Below are 14719 nucleotides of genomic sequence, written 5' to 3'. Positions count from 1 at the left end.
GGCCCCGGAGGCCCCGCCCTCATCCGCCCGGCCCAGCGGGACGGCGGGCGGAATCCGCAGGCCGGGGCCGTGTGTTCCGCATCCCGTGGGGCCCGCCGTCTATCCCGGCCCGCTCCACGGATGGGAACCTGAACCTGCCGCTCGGCCGAGCGCGGGCGCCCGCTCACCCCCGATCTCGTGTGCGCCCTAGGGCCTGTCGCCAAACTCCGAGGCCGCCCTTCGGGCGACGACGGGAGTTTGACGACAGGCTCTAGCACCCGCCCCGCCATCAAGGGAGTTCACCGCATGCAGACCCGTTTAGCCGATGATGCGCGCAAGCGAGTGGTGTGGGGGATAGCCCTCGTCCTGATCGCGGTCACGGCGCTCCTCGGAGTCAGGCCGGGGGCCGCCACGGCGACCGCCCTGCCCGCCCCGCCCGTACCCGTGCTCACTTGGGGCCCCTGCGCCGACGGCCAGGGCGACGGCTTCGAGTGCGCCACGGCCCAGGTGCCGCTGGACTACCGCCGGCCCACGGGAAGCATGATCCCGCTGGCCGTCACCCGCCGGCTCGCGGCCGACCCGGCCCACCGCACCGGCGTCCTGGTGCTTCACCCCGGCGGACCCGGCAACTCCGGCGTCAACTTCGCCCGCAACAGCTACGCCGCGCTCCCCGCCGCCCTCCGTGACGGCTTCGACGTCGTCGGGTACGACATGCGGGGCGTGGCGCGCAGCGGCCAGGTGGAGTGCTGGAACGACGCCGAGTACTCGGCCGCCGTCGACGCCGCGCGCGGCGTCCCCGGACCGGGCGCCCTGCAGACCGCCCTCCGGCAGGGTCAGGAGTTCGCCGCGGCCTGTCGGGAACGCGCAGGCGGTCTCGTGCCGTTCATCGGCACCGGGTCGAACGCCAAGGACCTCGACCTGCTGCGCCAGGCCCTCGGCGAGGAGACGCTCACCTTCTACGGCCGCTCCTTCGGCAGCTACGTCGGCACCGTGTACGCCGCCCAGTTCCCCCGGCGCGTGCGCGCCATGGTCCTGGACGGGGGCTACGATCCGCGCCGCTACGCCAACGTCCCGTACGCCTACGACGCCGTGCAGTTCACCGCGCTGGACTCGGCGGTCGGCCGGTTCCTCGACTGGTGCGCGCAGAACGCCACCGCCTGCGGATTCGGTGCGGGCAAGCCCCGGGAGGCCTTCGAACAGCTCAAGCGGGACCTCGACGCCGACCCGGTCATCACCCCGAGCGGACGCCCGGCCACCGGCTACACCCTCGCCTACCGCCTGATGTTCAACATCAACTCCGGCAAGGAGATCTGGCCCTACCTGGGGGAGGCGCTGGCCGCCGCCCAGGCCCGTAAGACCACCTTCCTGCTGTCACCCCCCTCGCCCGGTTCCTTCGACTTCCTCAACGTCAACCTGGCCGTCGAGTGCGCCGACCGCGTCTACCCGACCAGCCGACTCCTCCTGGGCGCCATGGTCGGCGCACAGTCCGCCTCGGCGCCCCTGCTCGGGCCGCCCATCGGCCTCGGTCCGCCCACCTACGACCACAACCACGCGCCCGCCTGCGCGCAGTGGCAGGCGGAGCGCCCGAGCCGCTACGAGGGCTCCTACCGGGCGGCCGGGTCCGCCCCGATCCTGGTCCTCGGCACGACCGGGGACCCTGATACCCCCTACCGCGACTCCGTGGCCCTGGCCGGGACCCTCGAGGGCGGCCGGCTGCTGACCTTCGACGCCGAGGGTCACACCGCCTACAACCGGAGCGCTTGCGTGAGCGCGCTCGTCAACGACTACCTGGCCACCCTGGCCCTGCCCGCACGGGGCACGGTCTGCGCCGACGAGACGCCTGCGGAGGCGCTCGGCCGGCGCGCCACCGGTCCCGTGGAAGCCGACGAGACGAACGACGTGATCCCCACACTGCGCTGACGGGGGATCCGCCTCGGCTGCCCGCCTCAGGCGGCCGTCGCCGATGAGCCGGGGCGGGCCAGGTGGGCGAGGTAGCGGGCCAGTCCGGTCGCGTCCTCGCCCGCCCAGCCCACGTACCCGTCCGGCCGGATCAGGAAGAGCCCCTTGCCGTACGGCTCGTACGGTCCGATCCGGTGGACGTGCAGGAACTCCGGGGTCACCGGCCGCAGTTCGGCATCCGTTCCGACGGCCAGCAGGGTGAACTGCGGCCCCCGGAACAGGTCGAAGAGCCTGCGCCCGTCCGGCAGCGGGCCGTCGGGGGCCCGGTCCCCGGCCTCCAGGGCTCCCGCGGCCCCCTCGGACAGGGGGCCGCCCCGGTAGCCCAGGCCGAGCTGGCGGGTGGCGTCGCCGCGTTCCTGCCGGCCGCGGTGGATCCGCGTGGACAGCCCCAGTACGTGCGCGGCGACGGGCTGACGCTCCTCCTCGTAGGTGTCCAGGAGCGCGGGGTCCGCGCCGTGGCGCAGTACCTGTCCGAGCTTCCAGCCGAGGTTGTAGGCGTCCTGCACGCTGGTGTTGAGGCCCTGCCCGCCGGCGGGGGAGTGCACGTGGGCCGCGTCGCCCGCGAGCAGCACCCGGCCGTCGCGGAACCGGTCGGCCATCGCGGCGCGCGGCCTGAAGTCGGAGGCCCACCGGACCTCGATGACGTCCTGCGCGCCCAGGTGGGTCAGGGCCGCGACCGCGGCGGGGATGTCGAGGTCCTCGGTGCGCGCGACGAACTGGTGCTCGTCGGTACCGGGCAGCGGGCACAGCGCGGCGAAGCCGCCGTCCGGGCCCGGGAACAGGTGCCAGTGGTCGCGGTCCAGGGCGCCGGGGCGCAGCCGGACGTCGGCCACGACCATCGGGGCGGGATCCACGGTCTCGCCGGTCATGCCGATGCCCAGGGCCTTGCGGACGGTGGACCGGCCCCCGTCGGCGGCGACCAGGTAGGCGGCGCGCAGCACACTGCCGTCCGAGAGGTACGCGCTCACCCCGTCGGCGTCCTGGTCGAAGCCGGTCAGGTCGGCGCCGAAGCGGACCCGGCCGCCGAGCCCGGTGAGGCGCTCGAACAGGATCTCCTGGGTGCGCCACTGGGGCAGCAGCCGGGCCCGCGGATGCGGCTCGGTGTCCGTGGGGCCGCCGACGCCGGCGTCACCGAGCATGTCGTGCTCGCCGACCGGCAGGCCGTCCTGCCAGATCTGCCCGAGGGGTGCGTGCGCACTCGCCTCCCGCACCGCGTCTCCGACGCCGAGGTCGTCGAAGACCTCCAGGGTCCTGGGCTGGAGCCCCTTGCCCCGCGAGCCGGGGAAGAGAGTGCCGGCCCGCTCGACGACCAGTGCGTGGACGCCGCGGCGGGTGAGGTCCAGGGCCAGGGCCAGTCCCGTGGGGCCGGCGCCGACGACGAGCACGTCGGGAGCCCCGATTTCCTTAACGCTGTTAAGTTCGGTCATGGGCACGAGAATGTGCTTAACGCTGTTAAGTTGTCAAGGTGGTGAGAGAAGAACGAGAAGCGAAACCCGAACGGGCCCGGCTCGACCGGGCGACGGTGGCCGCCACCGCCCTGCGGCTGCTCGGCGACGTGGGCCTGGAGGGGCTGACCCTGCGGGCCATCGCCAAGGAGCTGGACGTCAAGGCGCCCGCCCTGTATTGGCACTTCAAGGACAAGCAGGCCCTGCTCGACGAGATGGCCACCGAGATGTTCCGCCGGATGACGGCGGACCTGGACGCGGCCCGACCGCCCGACGACTGGGGACAGGCGCTGGAGGCCGCGATGCGGGGCCTGCGGGGGCACCTGCTGCGCTACCGGGACGGAGCCAAGGTCTACAGCGGCACGCACTTCACCGACATCAGCTACGCCGCTCCGATGGAGGCCCATCTGCGGACGCTCGTCGCGGGCGGCTTCACCGCCGCGGGGGCGGCCCGGGCCTGGTTCACCGCGTACAGCTACACCATCGGGTACGTGATCGAGGAACAGTCGATGGGCCCGCAGCCCGGCTCGGACGGGAAGGGCTACGACCTGGAAGCCCGCGCCGAACGGCTCGCCGGCTTCCCGCTGACGGCCGAGGCGGGCCCGGAGATGTTCCGAGATCAGGACGCCGGCTTCGAAGCGGGCCTCGCGGCGGTGCTCGCGGGCATCGCCGCGACCCTGCTCCCGCCGGCCGCACGGTCGGCGCCGTAGGGGCTGTCGGCCCCATCAGGGCGTCGGCGCGGCGACCGCCGTGCCCCGCACCTCGCGGCGGCGCGCCGGCGCCGGGGCGGTGACCATGACGGCGGCCACGGTGGCGCCCAGGAGCATGATGCCGGCCGCCCACCAGAGCGCGACGCCGAAGCCGTGCACCATGCCCTGGGCCTCGATCAGCCGCTGCGCCGGGGACGCGGGGACGCTGTGGGCCGGCTCCCCCGCACCCGCGAGGTGCACGGCGACGTACACCGTCGCGGCCGTGCTCGCGATGGTGTTGAGGAGCGCCGTTCCGATCGCCCCGCCCACCTGCTGGGCCGTGTTGACCGTGGCCGAGGTGATTCCGGAGTCCCTGCGCTCCACGCCCTGGGTGGCCGTCGACATCACCGGCATGAACACCAGGCCCATGCCGAACCCGAGGACCAGCATCGCCGGGAGCACGTGCGTCGCGTACGAGGAGTCCACCGTCAGCCGCGTGAGCAGGACCAGGGCCACGGTGGCCAGGAGCAGCCCCGGGACGATCAGCGCGCGGGGGGCGAGCCGGTCGAGGAAGCGCGCGGAGACCTGGGTCGCACCGGTGATGATCGCCAGGGTCATGGGGAGGAAGGCCAGCCCGGTCCGGACGGGGGAGTACCCGAGGACGAGCTGGAAGTAGTAGGTCATGAACAGGAACAGGGCGAACAGACCGATGGTCGCCAGCGCCATGGTGACGAGGCAGCCGGCCCGCGTCCGGTCCCTGATGATGTGCGGCGGGAGCATGGGGTCGCTCGCCCGCGTCTGCCACCACCCGAACGCGGCGAGCAGGGCGGACCCGCCGACGAGGAGGCCGACGACCAGTCCGTCGGACCAGCCGCGCGGTTCGGCCTCGCTCAGCCCGTAGACGATGGCCACGAGTCCGCCGCACCCGAGGAACGCCCCCGGGACGTCGAGCTTCGCTCCCGTACGGCCCGTGTCGCGCAGGACGGCGAAGGCGCCGAGGATCGCGACCGCGGCGATGACCACGTTGACGTAGAGGCACCAGCGCCAGTCCGTGTACTCGGTGAGCAGGCCTCCGGCGATCAGGCCGACGGCGCCGCCGCCGCTCGCGATCGCCGCGAACACGCCGAAGGCCTTGGCGCGTTCCCTGGGGGTGTCGAAGGTGGTGGCCAGCAGCGACAGGGCGCACGGCGCGAGGAGCGCGGCGAAGACGCCTTGCAGCGCCCGGGCCGCGAAGAGCATCCCCGGTCCGCTCGCCGCGCCGCCCAGGGCGGAGGCGAGGGCGAAGCCGCTCAGGCCGATGACGAACGCCCGCCTGCGGCCGATGAGGTCCGCGAGGCGTCCGCCCAGCAGGAGCAGCCCGCCGAAGGCCAGCGAGTAGGCGGTGATCACCCACTGCCGGTTGCCGTCGGACATCCCCAGGTCGCGCTGGGCGGAGGGGAGCGCGATGTTCACGATCGTGGCGTCGAGGACGACCATCAGCTGGGCCAGCCCGATGACGGCGAGGGCCCACCAGCGCCGGGGATCGGGAGGGCCCGCGGGCGGCCCGCCTGCGGGCCGGGGGACGGCTTCGGGCATCGGGCCGGATGAGGTTCCGCTGGCGGACGTCATGCAGTCAGCCAAACACGGATCGTGATGATCAGCCCGCCTGGAGATCCGGCGGTGGGACCCTGCGTCCCCAGCCGGAACGGCCGGACGGGTGAGCGGGGCGCTGGGAGCGGTGGGGGCGGTGGGAGCGGAGGGAGCGGAGGGAGCGGAGGGAGCGCGCGGAGCGGCCGGGGCGCTCGGGGCGACCGGAATGGTCGGCGTGCTCGGGCTGACCGGCGCGCTCGGGGTCACCGGGCTGACCGGGCTGCTGACCGGAGTGCCCGGAGTGCCCGGGCTGACCGGGGCGGCCGGGCCGACCCGTCCGCACGCCCGGCCCGGCGCACCGTGCCGCCGCGTACACGGAGTCACGCCCGGAGGCCGGCCCGGCTCCCGTCGCCCGTTGGCGCCGGACATGGAGGCGGCGCAGGGTCGAGTACAGGGCGGCAGTGACCACACTGGCGGCGCACCAGGCGCCGAGGATCACGAGGATCGTGCTGAGGACGGCCACGCGGACTCCTCGGGGTGTGAACGGCACCGCATGGGCGGGCCGGGCGAGGTGGTGCTCGCCGTGACCGACCAGTACCCGGAGGAAGCGGACTTCACGCCCGCCGCCCCCGGCTCGGCCCCCGCTACGGCGCGATCGGCAGCTGTCGCTTGTGCTCGGTCAGGCGGTAGCGGCGGACGATCGTCTCGAAGGCGCGCTCCCCGACCGGCTTGCCCTCGAGGAAGTCGTCGATCTCGTCGTACGTGACACCCAGCGCGTCCTCGTCGGCCTTGCCCGGGTCGAGGGTCTCCAGGTCCGCCGTGGGCGTCTTCCAGACCAGCTCGGCCGGTGCGCCCAGGGCGTCGGCGCAGGCCCGTACCCGGCGCTTGGTCAGTCCGGTCAGCGGCACCACGTCGGCCGCGCCGTCACCGAACTTGGTGAAGAAGCCGGAGACCGCCTCGGCGGCGTGGTCGGTGCCGACGACCAGGCCGTCGTGCGCGCCCGCCACCGCGTACTGGGCGATCATGCGCTGACGGGCCTTGATGTTGCCCTGAACGAAGTCCTGGTGGTGGGCGTCCCGGAAGACGGTCCCGCCGGCCAGCGAGGCGGACAGCGCGGCGTCGCTCGCGGGCTTCACGTCCACGGTCAGCACCCGGTCGGCGTTGATGAAACCGAGGGCGAGCTGCGCGTCCCTCTCGTCGGCCTGGACCCCGTACGGCAGCCGCATGGCGAAGAACGTCGCCTCGTGCCCGGCCGCGCGGGCCCGCTCCACGGCGAGCTGGCAGAGCCGGCCGGCCGTCGTGGAGTCCACCCCGCCGCTGATCCCCAGGACCAGGGAGCGCAGGCCGGTGGAGGTGAGCCGCTCGGCCAGGAACGCCACCCGGCGCTCGATCTCCCGCTGGGCGTCGAAGGTCTCGGCGACCAGGAGCTCCCGGGCGATCTCCTGCTGCAGGGCGGTGGACGCCGGCTGGCTCACGGCTGCTCCTCATGATGGTGCGTCGGTTCGCAAGGCGATGGGATGCGATGCGCTGTCCCGCCGACCCTAACCGAGCGCGCGGGTGAGCCGCGTCTCACCCTCGTGGCGGCGCTTGTCTATGCAACGAGTTGCATAGAAAGATCGAGGCATGGCACTTGAGCACGCGATCCTCGTCTCCCTGCTGGAGCAGCCGGGGTCCGGATATGAGCTGGCGCGCCGGTTCGACCGGTCCATCGGCTACTTCTGGACCGCGACCCACCAGCAGATCTACCGCGTGCTGAACCGGATGGAGGGCGACGGCCGGCTCGACGTCCGCGAAGTGCCGCAGCGGACCCGGCCGGACAAGAAGGAGTACTCCGTCACCGCGGCCGGCCGCGCCGCCCTCTCGGCCTGGCTCCACGAGCCGATCCAGGCCGACACCGTCCGCCACGAGCTCGCCGTGAAGATCCGCGGCGCGGCCTTCGACGATCCGGCCGCCCTGATCCGCGAGGTCGAGCGCCACCACCGGACGCACGCCGACCGGCTCACGCACTACCTGGCGGGGGAGCTCCGCGATTTCACCGGACCCGGGGCTCCGGTCCCGGACCCCTCCGACGCCGGGCGGGAACTCCAGCACGTCGTGCTCCGCGGCGGCATCGCCTACGAGCGCATGCAGCTGGCCTGGCTGGAAGACGTACTCGCCACCCTCCACCGCTTGGCGGCCCTCTGACCCGGAGCGGCCACGCCCCTCCCTCCCGCCCCTCCTCCTGCTCTCCCGCTCCACCCCTCATCCTCCGACGCATCTCCGACCGGAAGGCGAACGCCCATGAGCGACCAGCTGCTGTTCAACCCGCGCACCTACGACCCCGCGCACTTCGACCCCGAGACCCGCCGCCTGCTGCGCGCGACCGTCGACTGGTTCGAGGAGCGCGGCAAGCGCCGGCTGATCGAGGACTACCGCACCCGTGCCTGGCTGGGGGACTTCCTCGCGTTCTCCGCGAAGGAGGGGCTCTTCGCGACCTTCCTGACCCCGGAGGCGTCCGCCGGCCAGGACGGGACCGACAAGCGCTGGGACACCGCGCGCATCGCCGCCCTCAACGAGATCCTCGGCTTCTACGGCCTCGACTACTGGTACGCGTGGCAGGTCACGATCCTCGGTCTCGGGCCCGTCTGGCAGAGCGACAACGCCGCCGCCCGCGACCGCGCCGCACAGCTCCTCGACGCGGGCGAGGTGTTCGCGTTCGGCCTGTCCGAGAAGACCCGCGGCGCGGACATCTACAACACCGACATGCTCCTGGAGCCCGCTGCTGAGGGAGGTTTCCGGGCCAACGGCTCGAAGTACTACATCGGCAACGGCAACGCGGCCGGACTCGTCTCCGTCTTCGGCCGCCGCACCGACATCGAGGGCCCGGACGGCTACGTCTTCTTCGCGGCCGACAGCCGCCACCCCGCGTACGACGTGGTGAAGAACGTCGTCGACTCCTCCAAGTACGTCAGCGAGTTCCGCCTCACGGACTACCCGGTCGGCCCCGAGGACGTCCTGCACACCGGCCGCGCCGCCTTCGACGCGGCCCTGAACACCGTCAACGTCGGCAAGTTCAACCTCTGCACCGCCTCGATCGGCATCTGCGAGCACGCGATGTACGAGGCCGTCACCCACGCACAGGGCCGCATCCTCTACGGCCGCCCCGTCACCGCCTTCCCGCACGTGCGCCGCGAGCTGACCGACGCGTACGTCCGCCTCGTCGGAATGAAGCTCTTCAGCGACCGCGCCGTCGACTACTTCCGCTCGGCCGGCCCCGACGACCGCCGCTACCTCCTCTTCAACCCCATGACCAAGATGAAGGTGACCACGGAGGGCGAGAAGGTCATCGACCTGATGTGGGACGTCATCGCGGCCAAGGGCTTCGAGAAGGACACCTACTTCGCCCAGGCGGCCGTCGAGATCCGCGGCCTGCCCAAGCTGGAGGGCACGGTCCACGTCAACCTGGCGCTCATCCTCAAGTTCATGCGCAACCACCTGCTGGAACCGGTCGACTACGCCCCCGTCCCGACCCGCCTCGACGCGGCCGACGACGCGTTCCTCTTCCGCCAGGGCCCGGCCCGCGGCCTCGGATCCGTACGGTTCCACGACTGGCGCCCGGCCTATGACGCGTACGCCGCCGTGCCCAACGTCGCCAGGCTGCGCGAGCAGGCCGACGCCCTCTGCACGTTCGTCCTGACCGCGGCCCCCGACGAGCGGCAGAGCCGCGACCTCGACCTCCTCCTGGCGGTCGGCCAGCTCTTCGCCCTGGTCGTGCACGGCCAGCTCGTCCTGGAGCAGGCCCGCCTGACGGGCCTGGACGAGGACGTGCTCGACGAGCTGTTCGGCGTCCTCGTACGGGACTTCTCCGCGCACGCCGTCGAACTGCACGGCAAGGACTCCGCCACCGCGGACCAGCAGGCCTGGGCCCTGGGCGCGGTCCGCCGCCCGGCCGTGGACGCGGACCGCTCGGCACGCGTGTGGGCGCGGGTGGAGGGACTCGCGGGGGCGTACGAGATGAAGCCCTGACGCACGGCTTTCCCGGCCCGGCCCGACCCGGGACCGGCCGGGCACCCGGCCCGGTCCCGGGTCGGGCCGGGGCCCGTCGGTGATGCCGGGAAGCCCTTGGGCCCGCGGCCACCGTCCCGAGCAGGGGAGCCCGGCCCGGGTCTTTGGACCCGTGTCCCTCCTCGTGCGCCGCCCGGTCCTTTCGGCCGGTGTGCACGCGGTCCTTCGCGGTGTTGGCTGGAAGGAGTCGCAACGGCCGGAGCACACACCCCGAGAGGCTGGAACAGCACCATGGTGACGTCCACGGAGCAGAGGGCGGAGGTGATCGCAGAGAACCGCACCCGCAAGGGTCTGCTGCCGCTGTGCCTGAGCGAAGCAGCGGAGCGGTTCTCCTTAGCGGTCCTTCTACGGAATGCGCGCGGTACTGGCGCTCTTCCTGATCGACACCGCCCACGGCCTCGGCATGTCGAAGACCACGGCGGTCGCCCTCGTCGGCGCCTACCTGTCCGCCTGCTACTTCACCGCCCTGCCGGGCGGCTGGATCGCGGACCGTCTGCTCGGCGCCCGTAGGACCGCCCTGGCCGGCGGGGTCGCCATCCTGGCCGGACACATCGCGCTCGCCTTCGAGGCCGGAGCGGACGGCGTCTACGCCGGCCTCGTCCTCATCGCCGTCGGCACCGGCCTGCAGAAGCCCAATATGACCGCCCTGGTCGGCAAGCTGTACGCGCAGGGCACCGACCAGGAACGGGACGCGGCCTACAGCAAGTTCTACGCCAGCGTGAACATCGGCGGCCTGGCCTCGACCCTCCTCGTGGGCTGGCTCGGACTCCACTTCGGGTGGAACGTCGCCTTCGCCGCGGCGGCCGTGGCCATGGCCGTCAGCCTGTGCGTCTTCCAGGCCTCGGGCAGCCTCCGCGAGGCCGCCGACGCGCCCGGCCGCCCGCTCAGCCGGGCCGAGGCGCGCACGGTGGCCGTCCGGACCGTGTGGTCCGTGGCCGGGGTCCTGGCGGCCGGCGCCGCGGCCCGCGCGACCGGCACGCTGACCCTGCCCCACGCCCTCACCGCGTTCGCGGTCCTGGCCGTGGTCGTACCGGTCGGCTACCTCGTCACCCTGCTGCGCCGCACCGACCTCGACGAGCGGGGACGGGCGGGCATCCGCGCCTACGCACGGCTGTTCGCGGCGGCCGTCGCCTTCTTCTGCATCTTCGACCTCGCCGCGTCCAACGTGCAGCTGTTCGCCGCGGACCACGTGGACATGATGGGCATCCCGGTCACCTGGCAGGCGGCCCTGAACCCCGTCATGACCATCGCCTTCGCCGGGGTCCTCGCGTTCGTGTGGCGCAAGGTGCGCATCTCCTCCCCGGCGAAGTTCTCCACGGGACTCGTGCTCGGCGGACTGTCCTTCCTGCTGCTCGCCCTCGCCGCGGGCCACGCCACCGGCACCACCCACATCTCGCTGCTCTGGCTGGTCGGGCTCTACGTCCTGCTGAGCACGGGCGAGCTGTTCCTCGCCCCCACCGGCCTGTCCATCAGCCACAAGCTGGCCCCGGCCGGCACCGGATCGCAGCTCGTGGGCCTCTTCTTCCTGGCCGCCTCGGCGGGCGACGCCATCGGCAGCCAGGTCGCCACCCACCTGACCGGCGCCGCCCTCTACCTCGCCCTGGGCGGCCTGGCGCTGGCAGCCGGCCTCGCGATGGCCGCCGCCACACCGAAGCTACGGCTCCTGACCGGCGAATGAACCGGCCGCCCGCCGACGCGGCCCTCCCCTCCCGGGCCCGCCGTCAGACCTGGGGCGGGCCCTGTACGAGGAGGCGGGCCGCGGCGTGGTCGGCGCGGTCCGCCTCGTCCGACGCGTCGATGTAGCCGTAGGCGTCGTCGCCGACGGGGATCCGCAGGGGTGTGGGGCCCTCGGCGGTGACGATGTCCAGGACCCGCGCGGCGAAGTACTCAGGGCGTCCGGTTTCCGGGCTGTCCGCGAGGCCCCGGGCCCCTTCGAGCATCTCGCGGTTGGTGGCGTCGTAGGCGGGGACCCGGTGGGCGGCTTCGGCCATGGAGGTGCCGTAGCGCGTCGCGAACATGCCCGGCTCGACGACGGTGACGCGGATGTTGTGGGGCGCCGCCTCCATGGCGAGGGTCCGGCTCATGCCTTCGAGGGCGTGCTTCCCGGCGGTGTAGGCGGCAAGGCCGGGGAAGGCCATCCGGCCGACCACGGACGAGACGTTGAGGATGTGGCCGTGCCCCTGGGCCCGCATCAGCGGCAGGACCAGGCGCGCGAGCCGCCAGGGGCCGACGACCAGGGTCTCCAACTGGTCGCGGAGTTCGGCGTCCGAGACCTCCTCGACCGCGCCGAACAGCCCGACGGCCGCGTTGTTGACGAGGATGTCGATGCCGCCCAGGCGCTCGACCGCGGTGCGGACGGCCTCCTCGCAGGAGGCGTCGTCCCGCAGTTCGAGCGGGACCGGGACGATCCGGCCGGGCCAGGCCGCGGCCAGATCCTCCAGGTCGGCGGTCTTGCGGGCGGTGACGGCCAGTTCGTCCCCGGCCCGGGCCGCCGCGGTGGCCAGTGCGTGCCCGAGCCCCGAGGAGCATCCCGTGACCAGCCAGCGTCGTCCCATGGTTCCCCCCGTCATGGCCGAATTGCCGCGGATGGTGGCGGCAGTTCATGTTCGGGGCGGCCCCGGTCCGCGGTCATCCCCGCTGCGGGGGCGTGCGGAGGCGCGCAGGCGCACGACTGGGCGCGCACACGCGCCGGGTGGGGACCGCGGACCCGGGGGTACGCCGGCCCGGCCGGCTATGCGAGCGGGCCCGCGCCTGCCGGTCCTGCGCCGGCCGGGCCCGCGACGCCTGCCGTACCCGCGCCGGCCCGGGCGGCGCGGCGCAGTAGGGACCTGGCCGGATCCTTGGGGGAGTACGAGGCCGTGCCGGTGTGTTCCCGCGGGTTCGGGCGGACGAAGAGGGTGACGGTGACCTTCTCGGTGAACCCGTTGCGCCGCATCATCGCGGCGGAGGCGGCGTTGCCGCTCTCCACGTCGGTGATGATCCGGGACGCTCCCGCGGCGAAGAGCGCGGAGCAGCAGTGCTCGACCAGGGAACTCGCGACTCCGCGGCCCCGGGCGCGTTCCTCCAGGGCGATCCACTCCAGGTAGCCCCAGTCCTCGCGTTCGTCGTAGGACAGCGACCCGAGGACGAAACCGAGCAGTCCCTCCTCGTCGCGGGCGGTCCAGCAGGCGTCCGGCTGGGCGTCCCAGTGCGCGGCCACCGACGACAGCGACCAGGAGGTGTAGGGCATCGCCTTCACGTCGAAGGCCCGGTAGCCGAGATCGAGAACGGCATCGAGGTCGGTCAGTCGCAGGGGGTGGGTCTCGACTTCACTCATGAACTCGATGATGACATGGCGGTATATGTCTCCCCCGTCACCTCACAGAGACGGCCTCGGGGTCCGCTGCCGGATCCTGGGCGGACGCCGGCGCCGGCGCCGGCGCGGGGTTCTTCGGGCCGCGGACGAGGATGTAGAGGAACAGGAGGCCCATGACGGCGACGCCCGCCCACATGGCCTGCTGCCAGCCCTCCACGAAGGACTGCCGGGCGGCGTGGAGGAGGGCCTGCGCCTGGGGGCCCGCACCGTGCGCAGCCTCGACGGCGTTGGCGACACCCTCCCGCGCGGCGTCGGCCGCGCCCTGGGGGAGGCCCTGGAGCCGCTCCTCCACGGCGCCGCGGTAGCCGGCCGACAGGAGCGCTCCGAGCAGGGCCACGCCCAGCGCGGTGCCGAACTCCCGGGTGACGTCGTTGAGCGCGGAGGCGACGCCCTGGCGCTCTCGCGGCAGGGAGCCGGTGATGGCCTCGGTGGAGGGAGTCATCGCCAGGCCCATGCCGATGCCCATGGCGAGCATGCCCGGAAGGACGGACAGGTAGCCGCCGTCGACGGAGACGATGCCCGCCATGAGGGCGAGGCCGGCGCCCGCGAGCAGGATGCCGGCCGCCATGGCCGGGCGGGCGCCGACGCGCGCGGCCAGCCGGGGAGCCAGGCCGGAGGCCAGCATCATGGCCACGGCCATGGGCATCAGCGCGAGCGTGGACATGAGCCCCGACCATCCGAGAACGGCCTGGAAGAAGGGGAAGAGCACCACGAAGATCCCCGCCTGCACGCCGAAGACCGTCAGCAGGGTGAGGGAGCCGCCGGCCAGTCCGCGCTCGCGGAACAGCCGTACGTCGAGCAGGGCGGCGTCCCGCAGGCGAAGCTCCCAGAACACGAAGGCGACGGCGGCGAGCAGCCCGACGACGAGGCCGGTCAGGGTGGCGGGATCGGACCAGCCGCGCTCCGGCCCTTCCTGGAGGGCGAAGATGAGACCGACCGCGGCGACGACCGAGGTCAGCGCGCCGACCGTGTCGTACGCATGCGCGGCAGTCTCGCGGGAGTTGGGGATGACGCGCAGCGACATGACCAGAGCCACGCAGACCAGGGCGACGGGCAGCACGAAGAGGTAGCGCCAGTTCGCCACGTCCACGAGCGTCGCGGAGAGGAACATGCCGAGGATGCCGCCGCCTCCGGCGACTCCGGTCCACACGCCGATGGCCCGGCCGCGCTGCTCCTCGGGGAAGGTGGAGGTGATCACGGCGAGGGTGATGGGCATGATCATCGCGGCGCCCACACCACTGAGGAGGCGTGCGGCGAGCATGACCTCCGCGGAGGGGGCGAGACCCGCGACGACGCTCGCGATGCCGAAGACGGCCAGACCGGCGATCAGCGTGGGCTTGCGGCCCAGCCGGTCCCCGAGCGCTCCGAGCGGCAGCAGGAGGGCGGCCAGGGTGAGGGTGTAGAGGTTGATCATCCACAGGACGGTGCTCTGCGAGGCGCCGAACTCGACGGCGAGGTCGGGCTGCGCGACGTTCAGCCCGGAGACCGAGGCGATGACGGCCATCAACGCGATGCATACGGTGATCAGGACGGTGCGCAGCTGACGTGCGTCCGGACCGCCGTCGCGGTCCGGGCAGCCCGGCACTTCGTCGGCTGCGGCTGCCCGTGCGGGCTGGTCGGTACTCATGGGTTCCTCCCGGGAAAGGGCATGCGGAAGGCAGCGCCGGACCAGGTCCGGC

At 73.1% G+C, this 14719-nt stretch carries 12 protein-coding genes; 5 read left to right on the top strand and 7 right to left on the bottom strand.

The genetic code is table 11. The features are described from left to right. Positions 1-285 precede the first annotated feature (285 nt). Positions 286-1899: an alpha/beta hydrolase gene (locus tag ACODT5_RS04860; RefSeq protein ID WP_422517940.1), complete on the top strand. Its 1614-nt coding sequence runs from the start codon at positions 286-288 to the stop codon at positions 1897-1899. Positions 1900-1925: 26 nt separating this feature from the next. Here the strand turns inward: ACODT5_RS04860 and ACODT5_RS04855 are convergent, their stop codons facing one another. Then, entirely contained in the window at positions 1926-3365 is a 1440-nt protein-coding gene (locus tag ACODT5_RS04855; protein WP_422517939.1) for an FAD-dependent monooxygenase, read from the bottom strand. A gap of 41 nt (positions 3366-3406) precedes the next feature. On the opposite strand from ACODT5_RS04855, the gene ACODT5_RS04850 reads away from it, so the two are divergent. Then, entirely contained in the window at positions 3407-4093 is a 687-nt protein-coding gene (locus ACODT5_RS04850; protein WP_422517938.1) for a TetR/AcrR family transcriptional regulator C-terminal domain-containing protein, read from the top strand. 15 nt (positions 4094-4108) lie between these two features. On the opposite strand, the gene ACODT5_RS04845 is transcribed toward ACODT5_RS04850, so the two are convergent. The 3 genes from ACODT5_RS04845 to nadE form a co-directional block, all read right to left on the bottom strand. Continuing rightward, positions 4109-5680 (bottom strand): MFS transporter, encoded by a 1572-nt coding sequence (locus ACODT5_RS04845; protein WP_422517937.1) that lies wholly within the window; start codon positions 5678-5680, stop codon positions 4109-4111. Positions 5681-5708: 28 nt separating this feature from the next. Continuing rightward, positions 5709-6164 carry a hypothetical protein gene (locus ACODT5_RS04840; RefSeq protein WP_422517936.1) on the bottom strand — a complete coding sequence of 152 codons (456 nt, stop codon included), beginning with the start codon at positions 6162-6164 and terminating at the stop codon, positions 5709-5711. 121 nt (positions 6165-6285) lie between these two features. After that, complete coding sequence (nadE, locus tag ACODT5_RS04835) at positions 6286-7116, bottom strand: ammonia-dependent NAD(+) synthetase (protein ID WP_422517935.1); 831 nt, start codon at positions 7114-7116, stop codon at positions 6286-6288. A 148-nt stretch (positions 7117-7264) separates the two neighbouring features. Here nadE and ACODT5_RS04830 point away from each other — a divergent pair, with 148 nt between their 5' ends. From ACODT5_RS04830 to ACODT5_RS04820, 3 genes are all read left to right on the top strand, one after another. Further along, the gene (locus ACODT5_RS04830) at positions 7265-7825 is read left to right on the top strand and encodes a PadR family transcriptional regulator (RefSeq protein ID WP_422517934.1); all 561 of its coding nucleotides are present in this window, start codon (positions 7265-7267) and stop codon (positions 7823-7825) included. A gap of 96 nt (positions 7826-7921) precedes the next feature. After that, a complete protein-coding gene (locus ACODT5_RS04825) occupies positions 7922-9646 on the top strand; it encodes an acyl-CoA dehydrogenase family protein (RefSeq protein ID WP_422517933.1) in 1725 nt (574 codons plus the stop codon). A 391-nt stretch (positions 9647-10037) separates the two neighbouring features. Then, positions 10038-11363, top strand: a complete 1326-nt coding sequence (locus ACODT5_RS04820; protein ID WP_422517932.1) for a peptide MFS transporter — start codon at positions 10038-10040, stop codon at positions 11361-11363. A gap of 43 nt (positions 11364-11406) precedes the next feature. Here ACODT5_RS04820 and ACODT5_RS04815 read toward each other — a convergent pair whose 3' ends face one another. From ACODT5_RS04815 to ACODT5_RS04805, 3 genes are all read right to left on the bottom strand, one after another. Then, a complete protein-coding gene (locus ACODT5_RS04815) occupies positions 11407-12240 on the bottom strand; it encodes an SDR family oxidoreductase (protein WP_385381689.1) in 834 nt (277 codons plus the stop codon). Between the two features lie 176 nt (positions 12241-12416). Further along, a complete protein-coding gene (locus ACODT5_RS04810) occupies positions 12417-13001 on the bottom strand; it encodes a GNAT family N-acetyltransferase (RefSeq protein WP_422517931.1) in 585 nt (194 codons plus the stop codon). A gap of 37 nt (positions 13002-13038) precedes the next feature. Next, entirely contained in the window at positions 13039-14667 is a 1629-nt protein-coding gene (locus tag ACODT5_RS04805; RefSeq protein ID WP_422517930.1) for an MFS transporter, read from the bottom strand. Between the last annotated feature and the right edge of the window lie 52 nt (positions 14668-14719).

Origin of the sequence: Streptomyces tatrensis (assembly GCF_049310065.1) — a bacterium.
In the GTDB taxonomy this organism is placed as follows: Bacteria; Actinomycetota; Actinomycetes; order Streptomycetales; family Streptomycetaceae; genus Streptomyces.
This window is presented reverse-complemented; position numbering and strand designations above follow the sequence as displayed.